This window comes from Megasphaera sp. MJR8396C (assembly GCF_001546855.1).
Lineage (GTDB): Bacteria > Bacillota > Negativicutes > Veillonellales > Megasphaeraceae > Megasphaera.
The window spans coordinates 1-233 of sequence record NZ_KQ958164.1 but is presented as its reverse complement, the minus strand read 5'-3'; positions in this window follow the sequence as shown (position 1 = coordinate 233).

Sequence of the window (233 nt, the reverse complement as noted above, 5' to 3'; positions counted from 1 at the left end):
CCCCTTACGGGGAATTGGGTAATACGACGAAAAAAAGAACTGTATATGAAGTCCGCTTCGAAGGAGTTTCAGTCCCCTTACGGGGAATCGGGTAATACGACTTTTTTTATATTTTAGATTGACTGATTGGAGGAATGTTTCAGTCCCCTTACGGGGAATCGGGTAATACGACTCTGTCTCCCAGTACCCGCTCCCTGACTGGTCTCACAGGCGATTTTTTCAAACCTCGGGCA